Genomic DNA, 14990 nt, shown 5'->3' on the forward strand with positions numbered 1-14990 from the left:
CACCGCACCCTGCTCCTGTAGGAATACATGGTTTCTTTGAGTTCAGGTCAGGTACTGTATCAGCAAAGGAGAGCTACGACAATGGAGTACGAGCACAGTGCAGAGATCAAAATGTTCCGCCAGACGGTACGTGAGTTCGTAGACAAGGAGATTCGGCCAATTGCCCGCGCTATCGATGAAGAAGAGCGGGTACCTTTTGAAACGATGAAGAAAGCGGCCGAATTAGGATTACTCGGCGTCCCCTTCCCCGAACGTTATGGTGGGCTTGAGCTGGGCATCACCGGTTACTGTGTGCTCATGGAAGAGATCAATCGGGTCTGTGCCAGCCACGCCACTATCATCGGCGCTCATTCGCAATTGGCGGCAATGAGTATCTATCTCGGTGGTACTGAACAGCAGAAGGAGACATACCTGCGTGCATTGATCGAGGGTCGTAAGTGGGGAGCGTGGGCCTTGACCGAACCTAACGCTGGCTCCGACGCGGCACACATCCAGACTACTGCCGAGCGGCACGGCGACGAATGGGTCCTCAATGGGCAGAAGATGTGGATTACGAACGGTAGCTTCGCCGATGTTATCGTGGTCTTTGCTGCAACCGACAAGAGTCTGGGGGCACGCGGTGGAATTACTGCCTTCATTGTCGAGAAGACGATGCCTGGCTTCCGTGTTGGCAAGGTCGAAGACAAGATGGGGTTGCGTGCTTCGCATACGGCAAGCCTCTACTTCGAGAATTGTCGCGTTCCAGCCGAAAATGTCCTTGGGCAGGTTGGCATGGGCTTCCCCCTGGCAATGCGTACCCTTGACATTGGCCGCTGTGGTCTGGGAGCCAGTAGCATTGGCTCGGCGAAAGAAGCCTTTGAAATGAGCCGACGCTACATGATCGAACGTCACCAGTTTGGCCGTCCTATTGCTGAATTTCAGGCCCTCCAGTTTAAGCTGGCCGAGATGGCGGTCAAACTATACACGATGGAGCAGATCGTTTACGATTGTGCCCGTCGGGTGGATGCCGGTCAGCAGGCAACGCTTGAAAGCAGTATCGTGAAGCTATACTGCACCGAAATGGCGAGTCAGATTATTGACGAAGCTATTCAGATTCACGGCGGCATGGGTTTCTCACGCGAACTACCGCTCGAACGGATGTACCGTGACGCACGAGTTACCCGTATCTTCGAGGGCACGAACGAAATTCAGAAGCACGTGATTGCCAGTGAGTTGCTCAAACAGGTCGGGTACAAGATTCGGCTTTATTGAGGGATAAGTGCCCATCGAAGCATCCGAGTCGTTGGAGATAAAGATCAGCGAAGAACATCCCTGACACTTCGCAACCTTGCTCACCGACACCGTGGGCATCACAATCATCGGAGGGGCAAGGCGATGCCTTGCCCACGATTCACGTGCATGATGACGGCTGGGGGAGGGGGGATAGACTCTCATCACCGTAGGGGCAAGCCGGTGCCTTGCCCCAAACTTGCCCCTGCCTTGCCACCTGTAGGATGAAACCCGTCGATGGATCAAACACGATAGACGATCAGCCTGACAGTGGCAAAGCCAGAATTCACCCCCTTATCATCCTCGTCTACCGTTCACGCGGGTCGAGCGCATCGCGTAACCCATCACCCAGGAAGGTGAACGACAGCATCAGTCCGGCAATCAGAATGACCGGAAAACTAAGCAGCCATGGTCCCGACGAGAGATTATTGTAGCCTTCGGTGAGCATCACCCCCAGACTGGTAGGGAAGGGATTGTCGGGGTCTAGTGAGGGACGCATACCAACGCCGAGGATCGTCAATACCGCTTCAGTACTGATTAATGCTGGAATACTAAACGAGGTCGAGACAATAATCGGTGCTAACGTATTGGGCAAAATATGCCGCCAGAGAATAGCCAGCGTCGGCACACCAATCGTACGTGCTGCCTCAACAAACTCTTTTTCCTTGAGAGATAGCACCTGACCCCGGACCAGACGTGCAATACCGGTCCAGCTCACCAATGAAACGGCAACGAAAATGAGCAACAGACCATTAAATGTGCGACCGAGCCAGGTCTCGCGAAAAGCGGTTGATAAGGCGATGATAAAGAGTAAATCAGGGAATGCAGCAACGATCTCGGTAAACCGCATCAACAAATTATCAAGCCACCCACCCGCAAATCCAGAGATCAGACCAATGGTAACGCCGATGAACAAAATGGCTACCTGTGGCACAACACCAACGATCAACGACACCCGGATAGCATAAATCAGACGCGACAACACATCACGTCCTAGCGTATCGGTTCCCAAGAGATGCTCAGGTACACCCATGCGAGCCGGGTTATCGGTAACCCAGGCTGGTGGTCGCAAACTATTGTTCGGAATCTGCTGCACCGGGTTATACGGCGCCAGCCATGGAGCGGCCACAGCCACGATAATGTAGAAAACAATGACGATCAGCCCCACAACGGCCGCACGATTACGCAGTAAACGACTCAGGGCATCTGACCACAAACTGCGCGGTTTCGTGTTCAGGGTCTGGAGATCAATCGGGTTAGTCAGCGACTTAGCTGATGAAGTCACGACTGCTCCTCACTACTTATAACTGATCCGCGGGTCGAGCACGCCATAGGCAATATCAACCAGAAGATTGGCAATTCCCAGAAAGAAGACATAAATCAGTGACCCAGCCATAATCATCGAATAGTCACGCTTGCCGATAGCATCAACAAATGTTCTTCCCATACCAGGAACTTGAAAGATGGTCTCAACAAACAACGTGCCGGTAATTAGACCAGCTAACGCTGGCCCCAGAACCGTCACTACCGGCAACAAAGCATTTTTCAGCATGTGACGCCAGATAACAACCTGATCCGACAGGCCTTTCGCCTGCGCAGTACGAATATAGTCTTGTCGCTTCACTTCAAGCACACTGGCTCGGGTGAGGCGGGCAATAAACGCCATGCTGGTCGATCCCAAGGCTACCGTTGGCAAGACCCACGGTTTAACAGGATCGCTCCAATCGGGGATTACGGTGAACCAGTTGAGGATCACAGCAAATACAATGACCAGAATCAGACTGGTAATCAGCGTACCCAGTGCCACAAAGATCGTTGACGACAGCGAGAGGAGGTAATCGAGCCAGGTATTCTGGCGTAACGCTGCCATCACACCCAGCGGAATACCGAACACAACGGCAAAGGCCAGCGCCTGTAAGCCCAACCGTGCTGAGTAGTAAAACTTACTCGGTCGCGATGGCGTTCCCTCAAACAGTTCCTGTTGCACTGTACGCGCACCACGGGAAGTGTAAGTTGGCCCCAAATTACCAGCAATTGCGCCCCACTGAATCTTCCATTCACCACTGCGTGGGTCACGCATAACATCAAAAAACATATAGCGGGTAAATTGTCGCCAGAACGGAAGATCCATGCCAAAACGTTCGCGCAAGATGGCTTCAACTCGTGGCGAAAGTTGGCGACGTTCAGGTTGGGTGTCAAACGGCCCCCCCCGGTGTTAGCTTGGCAATGCCAAAAGTAATAAAACCGACCAAAATCAACACCGGGATGTTCCATAAAATACGCCGAATAATATAGGCAGTCATAGCAATTACCGGGTGGCGCGAGCAGTTTGTGCTCGCGCCACCAATGGGGCGTCAGCGACGCCACTAGGGTTGCACATCAACATTAGGCAGGTTGAAGAAACCGAGCCAGTAATCAAGAGGTGTAATGGTTTCAGGTGTCACACCCTTAACGTAAGGCTTCACCAAGACCGGCCCACCATTGTTGAGCATAAACACGACTGGCACATCTTCAACCAGAATGGTCTGAGCCTGCGCGTACAGCTCAGCCCGACGCACCGGGTCTTGCTCGACATCGGCCTGACGCACCAACTCATCGAGTTTCGGATTCGAGTAGTTGACACGGGCACTCAGTAAGCCGTTCGTCTGGAAGAGTGAAATCCAGTTCTGCGGGTCGGGATAGTCGGCGCACCAGCCGAGCGAGAACATCTGCGGTGGATTATCCTTAGTCGCAGCAGCAAAAGCCGTCGGATCAATTGGATCGAGGATAACGTCAATGCCCAGATTCTGCTTGAACTGGTTCGCTACCCACTCGAAGCGCGCATTATTGCGTGCCGTACCTGAGTAAGTCAGGCGAATCTCCGGCAATCCCTGGCCATTGGGATACCCAGCCTCGGCAAGAGTCTGTTTTGCCTTCTCTGGATTGAACTCCCACATCTTCAAATCAGGCTGGTAGCCAGGGAAACCGGGTGGAATGAAGCTGTAGGTAGGCGTACCCAAACCCTGGAAAACATCACGTACATACGCTTCGCGGTCGAGCGCCTGTGCAAAGGCCTGCCGCACCAGTTTGTTGTCGAACGGTGGTTTCGCAAGGTTAAAACCGAAGTAGAAGGTGCACGACCCAGGTACATCAATCGTCTGCTTGCTCAACACCGGATCAGACTTGACCGTTGCCAGGTCTTCGGCACCAACACCGAGCATGTCGATCTCACCGTTCTGGTAGGCCTGGAAAGCAACCTGGCCATCGGTGATCATGTAGTACTCAACACGCTTGAGTTTAACCGGACCGAGTGGGCCAACGTAGTAGGGATTCGGCTCCCATACCGCCTTACTATCGTGCTCCCACTCTTTGAGGACGAACGGCCCATTCCCAACATAGTTTTCGGGGTAGTACCACCAGTCATCACCCTTTGCCACATCTTCTTCGCGAACCGGTGCGCCGATCCAGAGCGCGGCCATGCTGAGGAAGTAAGGTGCCGGTGCAACCAGCTCGATCTGGAGTGTGTAATCGTCGAGCGCTTTAACGCCGAATTCATCACGCAGCTTTTCAAGATCGAGCTTCATGACCTCTTCCATCGACAGACCCTGACACGCGGCGGCACTGTACTCACTGTAGCCCTTAATAATGCCACAAGGCAGCGACTGATACTCACCGGCTGTTTCCGGATCGGCCAACCGCTTCCAGGCATATTCAAAATTGTAAGCAGTGAGTGGAGTACCGTCACTGTACTTGCCATCGCGCCGCAGCGTAAAGGTATAAAGCTTCCCATCTGCTGAAACATCGACCTTTTCGGCGGCGCCAGGAATAGGGTTCATGTTGAGATCGAAGGTCATCAGAGCCTGATAAGCCATCATGATGAACTGAATCTCATTGACGAAGCTCGCCTTCTGCGGATCGATATTGTCTGGTTCAGACCCGGTAACCAGGCGAAGTACACCAGGTTGAGCAGTACCAACAACCGGAGCCGCTGTCGGTTGGGCAGCCGGTGCCGTGGTTGGCTGCGTAGCAGGAGCTGAACCGCCACCGCAGGCCGCTAAAATGGGCAATAGTATGCCAAATAGCAGAGCCAGGGCATATGGATGACGCCAATGTAGGAGACTCATTGCTATACTCCTTGGGGTATCTGGGAAGCGAAAGATTATCTGACCAACGAGGAGACCCAACAATCGAATCATGTTTCACCAGACGCTCTCGTCGTTAACGTTCAGCTCAGGAAACGAAGAGTGCCAGACAGTGCAATAAGGCACCTCCTTTCTCCTCTGTTGCAGGATGAAAACTTCTGTGTACAACCATTGCCTGTGTGTGGCAATGATCGTAACATGCTTCACAGATTCTTGTCAAGACAAAGAATACAATTGGAAGAATTGAAGAAGAGGTAGGGGTAGATTTTGAACCCATCTCTAGCGCGTGCCAGAGATTGCATTGCTCATTTCACGTTTCGTTCAAACACGCGCTCGCAACACTGCTGCCGCAGCAATGATAAAGAATATCTGTACTCCTACCGAAAATCCCTGCCAGAGACGCGCAGCCAATGGGCTACGTTGATAGACGATCAAGCCACCGAGGACATTAACCAACGATGTAAGCAATGCAGCAATTGGCAGAAAAAAGATACGCACGCGGGGAACTAGCTCAGCAGCCGCTCCAATCTGATCGCCGCGCCATTCAATTTCGGTAGGTAATGCAGGATAGATGACGGCTAACGCTCCAAACAAGAGCAAGTTCAAGGTTAACGTGATCAGGAGTAGGCGACGAACCACCGCGTCGGCCCAAAAGTCGTACCCCAGGAAGTGAGCAACGTGAATACCTGGAGTGAGAGTCTGAACAGCACCTAAACGGCGTCGCTGTTCCAGTTCTTGCACAAAGGTCTCCTGATCAACCGGTGAGATCGCATACGCCTCTTGACCAACGTAAATGACAAGCGCTTCCGCTAGGGAGCGGGTTGTAAAGCGATGAATGGTTATACCATCGAGGGTTTTGACTCGGCCATGGTAGTAACCGATGCTGGCAAGAGCAGTCTGCCAGTTGTCAACAGCGCGGGCTCCGCGATCAATCCGTTCTATCAGATGTAGTGGAATAACAGCCCGACTGCCCAACCAGTAGATGTAGAGTCCATTCCGGTCAAGCCCGTACTGTAGGGTCAATGTAGCCCCGAAGCGATACCATAGTGCGCCGGTCAGAATAAGCAAACCAAGGCCTAATACCGCCTCAGCAAAAAACCAGCCATCAATCGGCCACTGTGCAGGGGAAGCGGCAGTCACGTGCGAAAACAGGTTGGCAAACAGCCCAATTGCCCCTACCAGGCTACTAATGGCAAGAGCAAGGGCAATCCAGATTCGTAATGATGGGAGCGGACGCCAGCGTTGCATAAGCATCATGCGTGCCGAAGCCATAACTTCGGCACGCCCTAGACTATGGAACGGTCGTTGTTGTTGGGGTTGGTGTTCCTTCCACAGTTGGCTCGACAGTTGCTTCCACGGTTGGCGCTAATGTTGGTGTTGGAAACGGCGTAGGCGGACCAGGAAGATACGTTGGCACCGGCGTTGGGATCGGCTGAGTTGGCACTGGCGTTAACGTTGGTGTCGGCTCCGGGAAACGCCGAACATCGGCCGCGGCGCGCTGCTCGGCGATCCAACGGTCAAAGGCTTCGGTACGGGCCTTCCGCAACTGATCCTCTTTGGATGGGATCGTCTGGTCGGTGACTTCCAGGATATGCCAACCAAATTGCGTGCGGATCGGGTCACTGATCTGATTGACCGGCAGGATGAAGGCGGCTGTCACCAATTCGGGCGGATAGGTGGCACCATTATCGGCGACACCATTACGATCAAACGATCCAATATCACCACCATTCTCACGCGATCCAATATCATCGGAACGTTCTGCAGCCAGGGTTGCGAAATCAGCACCGGCGCGTAACCGGGCTACAATGTCTTGCGCGGCAGGTAATGCGGCGGCAAACGCGGCCTCGATTTGCTCAGCCGTTGCTTCAGCGGGCGGCGTCACCGCTACCAGAATCTGACGCGCTCTTACCCGCTCCGGCTCGGTGCTGTAGGTGAACCCGTCTTCAGGCACCAGACGCGCCTGAATCTGGTCATTGAGTAAGCGCTCACGGTATTGTTCGAGCAGCGCCTGTCGAAACTCATCTTTGGTCAGCTCAGGCTTCTTCTCAGTCACCACCAGTTCAAGTTCGTAACGACGGTAGATTTCATCGATAATCTGGTCAAACTGTACTCGTGCCTCAGCCGGTAGCGGAGTCGGTTCAGGAGTAAAGGTTGGCAATGGTGTCGGTGATGGTTCTGGCGTAGGTGTTGGACCACCGGGCGTCGGCGAGGGTATAGCGGTCGGTTCGGTGGTAGCCGTCGCTGCTGGATCAACAGTTGGCTCTGGCGTCACATTTGGATCGGGCGTTGGTGTAGGCGAAGGAAGTGGTGGAATAAAGATAAATCCAAGATCGGCCACAATATTCTGCACGACCTCATCATCATTTACCACAATTCCAAATTCACCGGCAGCCCGTTGCTTGAGCTGACGGTCGATCCATTCTGAAACTACCTGCTGATCAATCTCGGCACGGCGTAAGGTACGAATTTGTTGATCGATTACAATACTCCGCCCCTGAAATTGCTGGGAAATTTGCGGATTGCTGCCGAAAAGATCGAGCAACTGAAAGTTCTGAATAATCTGGCGTGCATAGGCGATCCGCTGTTCACGCCAGTAATCGCTACGAGTCAGGGTAGCAGCACCAACCTGCGCTACTGGTCGGCTGGGGATCCAGAGTTGTTCGTAGGCCAAACCACTCACCACAGCCAGTAACGCAATCGCGATGGCAGCGGCAGTGACAGTGACAATCAGCCGTTGACGACGCTCTTCTTCTAAACGACGACGTGATGGACGGCGCGGCGCGGGCGTTTGCGCCGATGACGGAGCGCTCCGTGGCGGTTTGGTTTTTTGTGACATAGGCTAAAACGGAATATCATCATCACCAATGTCCGGCGGCGGTTCACGATGAGGGCTACGTGATGGATCGTCGATACGTGATGAGCGTTGATCGAGCAAAATCATATCCTGCATCACGACCTCAAGTCGTGAACGGGCTTGGCCGGTCTGCGCATCTGTCCACGTTCGCGTTTGCAAACGTCCCTCGATATAGACTCGTGCACCACGACTGAGATATTGGTGACAGATTTCAGCCAATCGATTCCAGGCAACGACATTAAACCATTCGGTCTCTTCGTGCAAATTACCATTCTGGTCACGCCATTGGTGACCAGCCGCAACGCGAAAGGTAGCGACCGGCGTGCCGGCAGCAGTGTGACGAAGTTCAGGGTCGGCGCCAAGGCGACCAATGATTAAAATCTTGTTTAAATCACGTGCCATGGCGTTTCCCCCATCTATCACATGCGCTGCCGTTTACACACCGGTCTGGCAGCTACGCCTCAGTCGGTGTTTCCGTTGTTTCCGTGGCCGCCGATTCGACGGTTTCAACCGGCTCAGTACGAATTGGTTTTTCGTCCACCAACACCAGGAGATGGCGAAGAATGTTGTCGTTCAACCGGATCGCTCGATCAAGCTCAGCAACTTTGGCCGCACTCAACTCAAGCGTGAAAAAGACGTAGTATCCTTCGGTGAACTTACGCCGGCTTGCTTCGCCAGTCACATATTCACGGATGGGGTATGCCAGCTTACGGCGCCCCCACGGCGACGACTGGCTCACGGTGTGGACTTGCCCGCCAAGCTGTTCAACTGTCTGCTTGATGCGGTCGATGTTGGCAGGAATGCCCTCTTCGTTAGCGTACAACGGACTGATGATGATGACAAGCTCGTACTTTCGACGACGATCGCGCACAAAATCCTCCTCTGGTGATGTTTCGCTCAGCGTGCAGTCGGCAGCGCGTTCCGACTGGGTGGCGAAACAGAAAGACTGACGGGAGCTTCCTGTAACACTCCCTCGTAACATCAAGCGATTATAACACAACCTTGACCAATATGATGTCGGATATGCAACGGTTTCACCTCACCCGACAGTGGAATGAGATGAGAGGGAAGAGCAGTGAAGAGAGATAGATACATTCCTAACCCGTCCGCTCTACGTGTAGAGACGCACAGTTTTCCGTCCCAAAATGAACGGCCCGACTTCCTGTTGGCTCACCAATCATAGGCTGAATATGGTCAGGGGGTGGGGTGCAATATAACGCGGGTTGCCGCCTGCCCATCCAGGCAGTTGCGTAGGTCGCGAGTCATCAGCAGCGGGCGGGTAATAGTTTTCAGTGTCGCTCCGCTGTTGAACCGTTCGGTCATTAGTGTCGTATCAGAAGCTGAGCACTCTAAACAGCCTTAAGTGGGTCATAAACCTATTGACGGCTCCCTGCAACAGATGTATAATGCATCTCCGGTTGAGCCAATCAACCATGTCATTCGCGCCCCCCGTTACGTTTGGGTTACGGGTTTCGCGTTTCGGGAAGGCACCCGATACTCGTAACACGCAACACCGAACGCCGAGCGGAAATCGTCGTCACGGCAATGTCGATTGCCCTGGGTAGAGACGGCGTCGGGTGGGCTAGTGTGAGGCAGTATGGACGGCGCATACAATTTACGCGCGATTCAGCGCTTACCCAACTGCACACCTGTACGCCGTGCGTCGGTAGAATGGCTCTACTAGACGTGCGCGAGTGACGCTGCACGCTCTCGCTCCTCCGGCCACTGCATCAGGTGCAGGGCCTTTTTTAATCCCCTGACGCTGAATCGCTATCGCCATGGCGTTGTTGTGCCGGTCACAACAACAGCCACTGTACGCTTGTGATCTTGCCCGCTTCTGGTGGGAAGGGCCTCGTCTTGCCGTGGTTTCGTTACGTGGGTCACCACCCGCTTTGCAGACAAATGGAGGGATGTGGTACAGTTGAAGACGCTAACCTTTGCCGATTTGATAGCACAACAGACCGGCTTTGCCGGTGAAGGCCGCCTGACCGATTTCGTGAGCCGCTACGATGGTGAGCTTTACTTCGGCGATCGTCTCAACTTGAATCGGCTGGTACGTCAATATGGCGCACCTCTGGAAGTTGTTTATACCCCGCAAATTACTGCTCAAGTTCAACAAATGATCGATTGGGCTACGCAGGCTCGTATCGCTACAGAATACGCGGCGCCATTTCATTACGCCTACGCGACAAAGGCAAACTTTGCTGCCGAGGCAGTGAAAACGGCATTGGCTGCCGGCGCTCATTACGAAACCTCGGCAACTGCCGATCTCATCATTGCTCATGGTCTCTGGCGTCAGGGTGTTTTACCTCCTGATCGATTGATCTGTTGCAATGGATCGAAGGAGCCAGCCTACCGCGATGCAATCCGTCAATTTCGCCTCGACGGTTGCGAGACTGTTATTCCCGTGCTCGATGATCTCTCCGAATTGCGTGATCTGATCACCACTCCCGCACCGCTGCAATTCGGTGTGCGCGAACGGGCTGCTGGCAACCGTGATGGACGTCATCCCGGGAACGATCGTTTTGGGCTGACAACGGCCGAAATTGAGCAGGCTGCTGTCTTAATCTCGGAAACTGACCACAGTCTTGTGCTTTATCACGCGATGATCGGTAGTCAGATCGAAGATGAGGCACATTTTTTACATACCCTCCGTGCTTCGATTGAAAATTACTGTCGTCTACGCCGTCGTGTGCCAACGTTACGCTATTTCAATTTCGGTGGTGGCATGCCAACGGCCGGTTATCAATTGCAGTTCCACTTTGATTATCAACGCTTTCTTAGTCGGCTGATGACGACAATCCAGGAGATATGCGCCGATTATGAGGTGCCTGTTCCTGAGTTAATCGGAGAGTTTGGGCGCTATACTGTCGCAACCCACAGTGCTTATCTGGTTGAAGTAGGCGCCGTCAAGCAGGGTCAACCCGATCAACCGGATTGGTATCTGGTTAATGGGTCACTGATGGTGATGCTGCCCGATACGCTCTTCGTCAGTGGACAGGAATTCGTAATCTTGCCACTCAGCGACTGGCATCGTCCACTACGTCCAGTACGGCTTGCCGGTCGTCGCACCTGTGATAGCGACGACATTTATCCGCGACCTGATCGGCCACCGTTGTGGCTACCGGCAACTGATGGCGGACTGATACTGGCTATCTTTGGTATTGGTGCATATCAGCAGATGATTTCCGGACGGGGTGGCGCACACCACTGTCTGACCCCAGAAGCGGCGCGCTTCATTGTCGAAGAGCGCAATGGTCGCCTTAGCTCTCGTTTAGTGCCACAGCAAGACCAGGCGACAATTATGCGGTTACTTGGCTACCGACCGCAACCAACTGCAATACCCATCCCATTCCGCCAACCAGCCCGTCCGGTCGCTTTGGCTACTCGACGGCGTACCCGTGAACGGGCTATGTCGATGTAGGTGCCTCCTGCTCGTTTTGCAATCCAGGAGTGGTACAGCAATGCTGTACCACTCTTTGTTCTCCCTCCTATCTCCTTACAACACAGCACATACTGGACTGCTACAATGTGATAGGATGGAGCACACCAGAAAACCTCTGCTTCCACATCAAGGGGGTTCCCATGCGAGCTGTTTACTACGAAGCGTTCGGTCAGATGCCCTGGATCGCCAATCTCCCTGATCCAACCCCACCTGCCGAGGGGGTTGTGCTCGCGGTACGTGCTACTGGTCTGTGCCGTAGCGACTGGCACGGTTGGATGGGACATGATCCAGACATTAAGTTACCCCACGTACCAGGGCATGAGTTGGCCGGTGAGATTGTGGCTGTAGGCGCACAGGTGCGACGCTGGCACATCGGTGATCGGGTAACCGTGCCTTTCGTTTGTGCCTGTGGTTTTTGCCCCCAGTGTCAGGCTGGTCAGCAGCAGGTGTGCGATAACCAGTTTCAACCAGGTTTTACCCACTGGGGATCATTTGCCGAATATGTTGCCATTGATCGTGCCGATCTCAACCTCGTGCGCTTGCCCGATGATATGAACTTTACCACCGCCGCCAGCCTTGGGTGCCGTTTTGCCACCGCCTTTCGTGCCGTCGTTGATCTGGGCAGAATCACTGCCGGTGAATGGGTAGCAGTCTATGGCTGCGGTGGTGTTGGGCTGTCGGCGATAATGCTGGCGGCTGCACTCGGTGGACAGGTGATCGGCATCGATATTAATCAGGAACGACTGGCACTTGCCCAAACGCTGGGCGCCACGGCAGTGGTTGATGCAACCACCGAAACCGATGTCGTTCAAGCCGTGCGCGATCTCAGTCGGGGTGGCGTGCATCTCTCTATAGATGCGCTGGGCAGTCCAACCACATGTGCCAATTCCATTGCCAGTCTGCGCAAACGCGGGCGGCATGTCCAGGTAGGATTACTGTTAGCCGAACAACGCATGCCGCCACTGCCGATGGATATTGTCGTAGCCCGCGAGTTAACGATCATGGGTAGCCACGGCATGCAGGCGCATCGTTATGATGCTATGCTCGACCTGATACAATCCGGTAAAGTACATCCGCAACGACTGATCGGACGCACTATCCGTCTGGACGAAGCACCAGAAGCGCTGGTCGATCTCGATAGCTTTCGCGGTGCTGGAGTGACGGTAATTACCGAGTTTTAGCGTCAGAGCTAATGGGAGGGCTATCAAGACTGTCTGGTCACATGCGTGCGCGAAAGTACCTGTACTTTCATTGCCCTGCAAGCATCATATCCAGGCCCTTTCCGCGCTTGATTGTGAGTGGAAGGGATGAAATAGAAAGCGAGGAATTTCAAACCGGCTCCGAGAGTCGACCTAACGACCGTAGCACCTCATGCACGCCGCGTAGGCGATAACCCAATTGGCGTGCACGACTGATGTCAAGCGCACAATTACGCGGCCGTGGTGTCGGACTTTCGGCGCTAAACCCACCAACGATCCGGTCAGGATCAAGACCATGCGCTTGCGCGAGCAGGCGCCCCCATTCGTAACGGCTGAGTGTCTCGGCGCCAGCAAAGTTGATCACACCGTAATAATCGCTCTGCGCCAGATCGAGCAATGCCGTCGCCAAATCTTCTACAAACACCGGACAACGAAGCTCATCACGGAAGAGTCGTTCTGACCGTTCACCACGCGCTATCGCTAGAGCAAATGCACTGTGACGATCAATTGGCTCGAAGCCATAAATGAGCGATGTACGCACAATAGCTGCTGCTGGATGATACCTCTGTACTAGCGCTTCAGCGCGTGCCTTTGCCTGACCATAATCGGTGATCGGGTTGGGTGGATCTTCCTCGGTATAAGCCCCAACTTTCTCACCGTCGAAAATAACATCGCTCGATATGTGAATCAAGCGTGCCCCTACTCGTGCTGCTGCCTCAGCGACGTAACCAGCACCTTCACCAGTAACTGCCATGAGATCGGGATCGTACTGTCGAAATGCAGTGTGAATAATGACGGTTGGCTGAACTTCGTGAATCACCGACATAACCGCTGCCGGTTCACGTAGATCGAGATGATACCAGCCAACATCTGATGTTAGCGATTGCGGTTGCGTATGAAATGTCGCTGCCACCTTTAAGCCACGATGACCAGCCTGACGGATCAATGCACGACCAAGATACCCCGTACCACCGGTGATCAGATAACAATCGGCATTCATCTCGTTTCCGTTCTGCTACGTATGGGTCTGAATATGCTCTTTTCGCAGGTGACCGTCTGTCACCGCCCTCTTCCGCTCTCGGATGCGGAAGGAGCGGAGAATGGTAAGGTTGCAGGGTGTGCCAACCAGGTATTACAGAGTACTATCAGTCACCAGCTCAGATTCGGATACCACCCACTCGTACCAGAAAGCGAACCGGCGACCGCGATCTCAGCCAAGCGTAAGAGCGTGTTCAACGCTACCTATGTCCTTCCTGGCGGTTATCTTCTGCTCCCATTATGAATGAGATAAGGAGAAACAACCTGCAAGTTCACCCTACTGCCGCAACCTACTGTTATTCCACAATTTTTGCACCAGTTCCAGGCTTACTTTAATTTCGGAACAATCGGCGTTAACGGATCGAGACCACGTTCCCCCCAGGCTGCCAGTGCTTTACTCGCCGCAGCCCGCTTCGCCTCTTTCTTACTCGCACCAAAACCGGTAAACTGGTGGCCCACAACATTCACCGCCATGACATACTCGCGACAATGTTCAGGGCCACGCTCCTCGACCATCTCATAGACGGGAAGCTGCTTAAATCGCGCCTGCATCAATTCTTGCAGCCGCATTGTTGGATCAAGATCGAGACGGGTGATCTGGTCAATGCGTTCTTGCCAGAAACGCAAGATAAATGTGCGTACTGTTTCCAGACCTTGATCAAGATAGATCGCACCAACCAATGCCTCAAACAGATCGGCCAACAACTTTTTGCGACTCCGTCCCGCTGGATTGTCCTCACCACGTGAGAGATAGGCGTACTGTCCCAAATTGAGTTGACCAGCACATTCGGCCAGTCCTTTCGTGCTTACCAGCTCAGCACGCCAGTGGGTCAGTGTTGCCTCATCTTGTTCAGGAAAGGTCGTAAACAGCCAGGTCGTTGTCACGAAATGCAACACCGAGTCGCCGAGAAACTCCAACCGCTCATAATCGGTCGGCTGAGACAATCGATGAGATTGTTCGTTAAACAGCGAACGGTGCATAAATGCTCGCTGTAATAACGAACGATCCTGAAACGTAATCCCAATCACCCGCTCAAGCTCTGCTAATCGCTCGGACATAC

12 protein-coding genes are annotated in these 14990 nt (G+C 53.6%); 3 read left to right on the forward strand and 9 right to left on the reverse strand.

What is annotated here, in order from left to right:
• Positions 1 to 81 precede the first annotated feature (81 nt).
• Positions 82 to 1251, forward strand: a complete 1170-nt coding sequence (locus QTO31_RS03215) for an acyl-CoA dehydrogenase family protein (protein WP_028457883.1) — start codon at positions 82 to 84, stop codon at positions 1249 to 1251.
• A gap of 325 nt (positions 1252 to 1576) precedes the next feature.
• On the opposite strand, the gene QTO31_RS03220 is transcribed toward QTO31_RS03215, so the two are convergent.
• The 7 genes from QTO31_RS03220 to rpsF form a co-directional block, all read right to left on the reverse strand.
• Entirely contained in the window at positions 1577 to 2554 is a 978-nt protein-coding gene (locus QTO31_RS03220; protein ID WP_031460208.1) for an ABC transporter permease, read from the reverse strand.
• Positions 2555 to 2566: 12 nt separating this feature from the next.
• On the reverse strand, positions 2567 to 3400 hold the full coding sequence (locus QTO31_RS03225) for an ABC transporter permease (RefSeq protein ID WP_301428078.1): 834 nt from the start codon (positions 3398 to 3400) through the stop codon (positions 2567 to 2569).
• Between the two features lie 235 nt (positions 3401 to 3635).
• On the reverse strand, positions 3636 to 5372 hold the full coding sequence (locus tag QTO31_RS03230; protein WP_301428079.1) for a peptide ABC transporter substrate-binding protein: 1737 nt from the start codon (positions 5370 to 5372) through the stop codon (positions 3636 to 3638).
• Between the two features lie 339 nt (positions 5373 to 5711).
• Positions 5712 to 6662 carry a PH domain-containing protein gene (locus QTO31_RS03235; protein ID WP_301428080.1) on the reverse strand — a complete coding sequence of 317 codons (951 nt, stop codon included), beginning with the start codon at positions 6660 to 6662 and terminating at the stop codon, positions 5712 to 5714.
• A gap of 19 nt (positions 6663 to 6681) precedes the next feature.
• A complete protein-coding gene (locus tag QTO31_RS03240) occupies positions 6682 to 8229 on the reverse strand; it encodes a peptidylprolyl isomerase (protein WP_301428081.1) in 1548 nt (515 codons plus the stop codon).
• A gap of 3 nt (positions 8230 to 8232) precedes the next feature.
• Complete coding sequence (locus tag QTO31_RS03245; RefSeq protein WP_031460203.1) at positions 8233 to 8649, reverse strand: single-stranded DNA-binding protein; 417 nt, start codon at positions 8647 to 8649, stop codon at positions 8233 to 8235.
• 52 nt (positions 8650 to 8701) lie between these two features.
• Positions 8702 to 9118, reverse strand: coding sequence for a 30S ribosomal protein S6 (gene rpsF, locus QTO31_RS03250; protein WP_301428082.1), 417 nt, complete (start codon positions 9116 to 9118; stop codon positions 8702 to 8704).
• Positions 9119 to 10159: 1041 nt separating this feature from the next.
• Here rpsF and QTO31_RS03255 point away from each other — a divergent pair.
• Entirely contained in the window at positions 10160 to 11671 is a 1512-nt protein-coding gene (locus QTO31_RS03255; protein WP_301428083.1) for an arginine decarboxylase, read from the forward strand.
• 161 nt (positions 11672 to 11832) lie between these two features.
• A complete protein-coding gene (locus QTO31_RS03260) occupies positions 11833 to 12873 on the forward strand; it encodes a zinc-dependent alcohol dehydrogenase family protein (RefSeq protein ID WP_031460200.1) in 1041 nt (346 codons plus the stop codon).
• A gap of 148 nt (positions 12874 to 13021) precedes the next feature.
• On the opposite strand, the gene QTO31_RS03265 is transcribed toward QTO31_RS03260, so the two are convergent.
• Both QTO31_RS03265 and rnc read right to left on the reverse strand, forming a co-directional pair.
• The gene (locus QTO31_RS03265) at positions 13022 to 13891 is read right to left on the reverse strand and encodes an SDR family oxidoreductase (protein ID WP_301428084.1); all 870 of its coding nucleotides are present in this window, start codon (positions 13889 to 13891) and stop codon (positions 13022 to 13024) included.
• Between the two features lie 365 nt (positions 13892 to 14256).
• A complete protein-coding gene (rnc, locus tag QTO31_RS03270; protein ID WP_301428085.1) occupies positions 14257 to 14988 on the reverse strand; it encodes a ribonuclease III in 732 nt (243 codons plus the stop codon).
• Between the last annotated feature and the right edge of the window lie 2 nt (positions 14989 to 14990).

Origin of the sequence: Chloroflexus sp. MS-CIW-1, assembly GCF_030444705.1 — a bacterium.
Taxonomy (GTDB): domain Bacteria; phylum Chloroflexota; class Chloroflexia; order Chloroflexales; family Chloroflexaceae; genus Chloroflexus.

Coding starts and splice junctions, on each gene's coding strand:
- QTO31_RS03215 (WP_028457883.1), top strand. CDS start 82: ATGGAGTACGAGCACAGTGCAGAGATCAAAATGTTCCGCCAGACGGTA.
- QTO31_RS03225 (WP_301428078.1), bottom strand. CDS start 3,400: ATGGATCTTCCGTTCTGGCGACAATTTACCCGCTATATGTTTTTTGAT.
- QTO31_RS03230 (WP_301428079.1), bottom strand. CDS start 5,372: ATGAGTCTCCTACATTGGCGTCATCCATATGCCCTGGCTCTGCTATTT.
- QTO31_RS03235 (WP_301428080.1), bottom strand. CDS start 6,662: ATGGCTTCGGCACGCATGATGCTTATGCAACGCTGGCGTCCGCTCCCA.
- QTO31_RS03240 (WP_301428081.1), bottom strand. CDS start 8,229: ATGTCACAAAAAACCAAACCGCCACGGAGCGCTCCGTCATCGGCGCAA.
- QTO31_RS03245 (WP_031460203.1), bottom strand. CDS start 8,649: ATGGCACGTGATTTAAACAAGATTTTAATCATTGGTCGCCTTGGCGCC.
- QTO31_RS03260 (WP_031460200.1), top strand. CDS start 11,833: ATGCGAGCTGTTTACTACGAAGCGTTCGGTCAGATGCCCTGGATCGCC.
- QTO31_RS03265 (WP_301428084.1), bottom strand. CDS start 13,891: ATGAATGCCGATTGTTATCTGATCACCGGTGGTACGGGGTATCTTGGT.
- rnc (WP_301428085.1), bottom strand. CDS start 14,988: ATGTCCGAGCGATTAGCAGAGCTTGAGCGGGTGATTGGGATTACGTTT.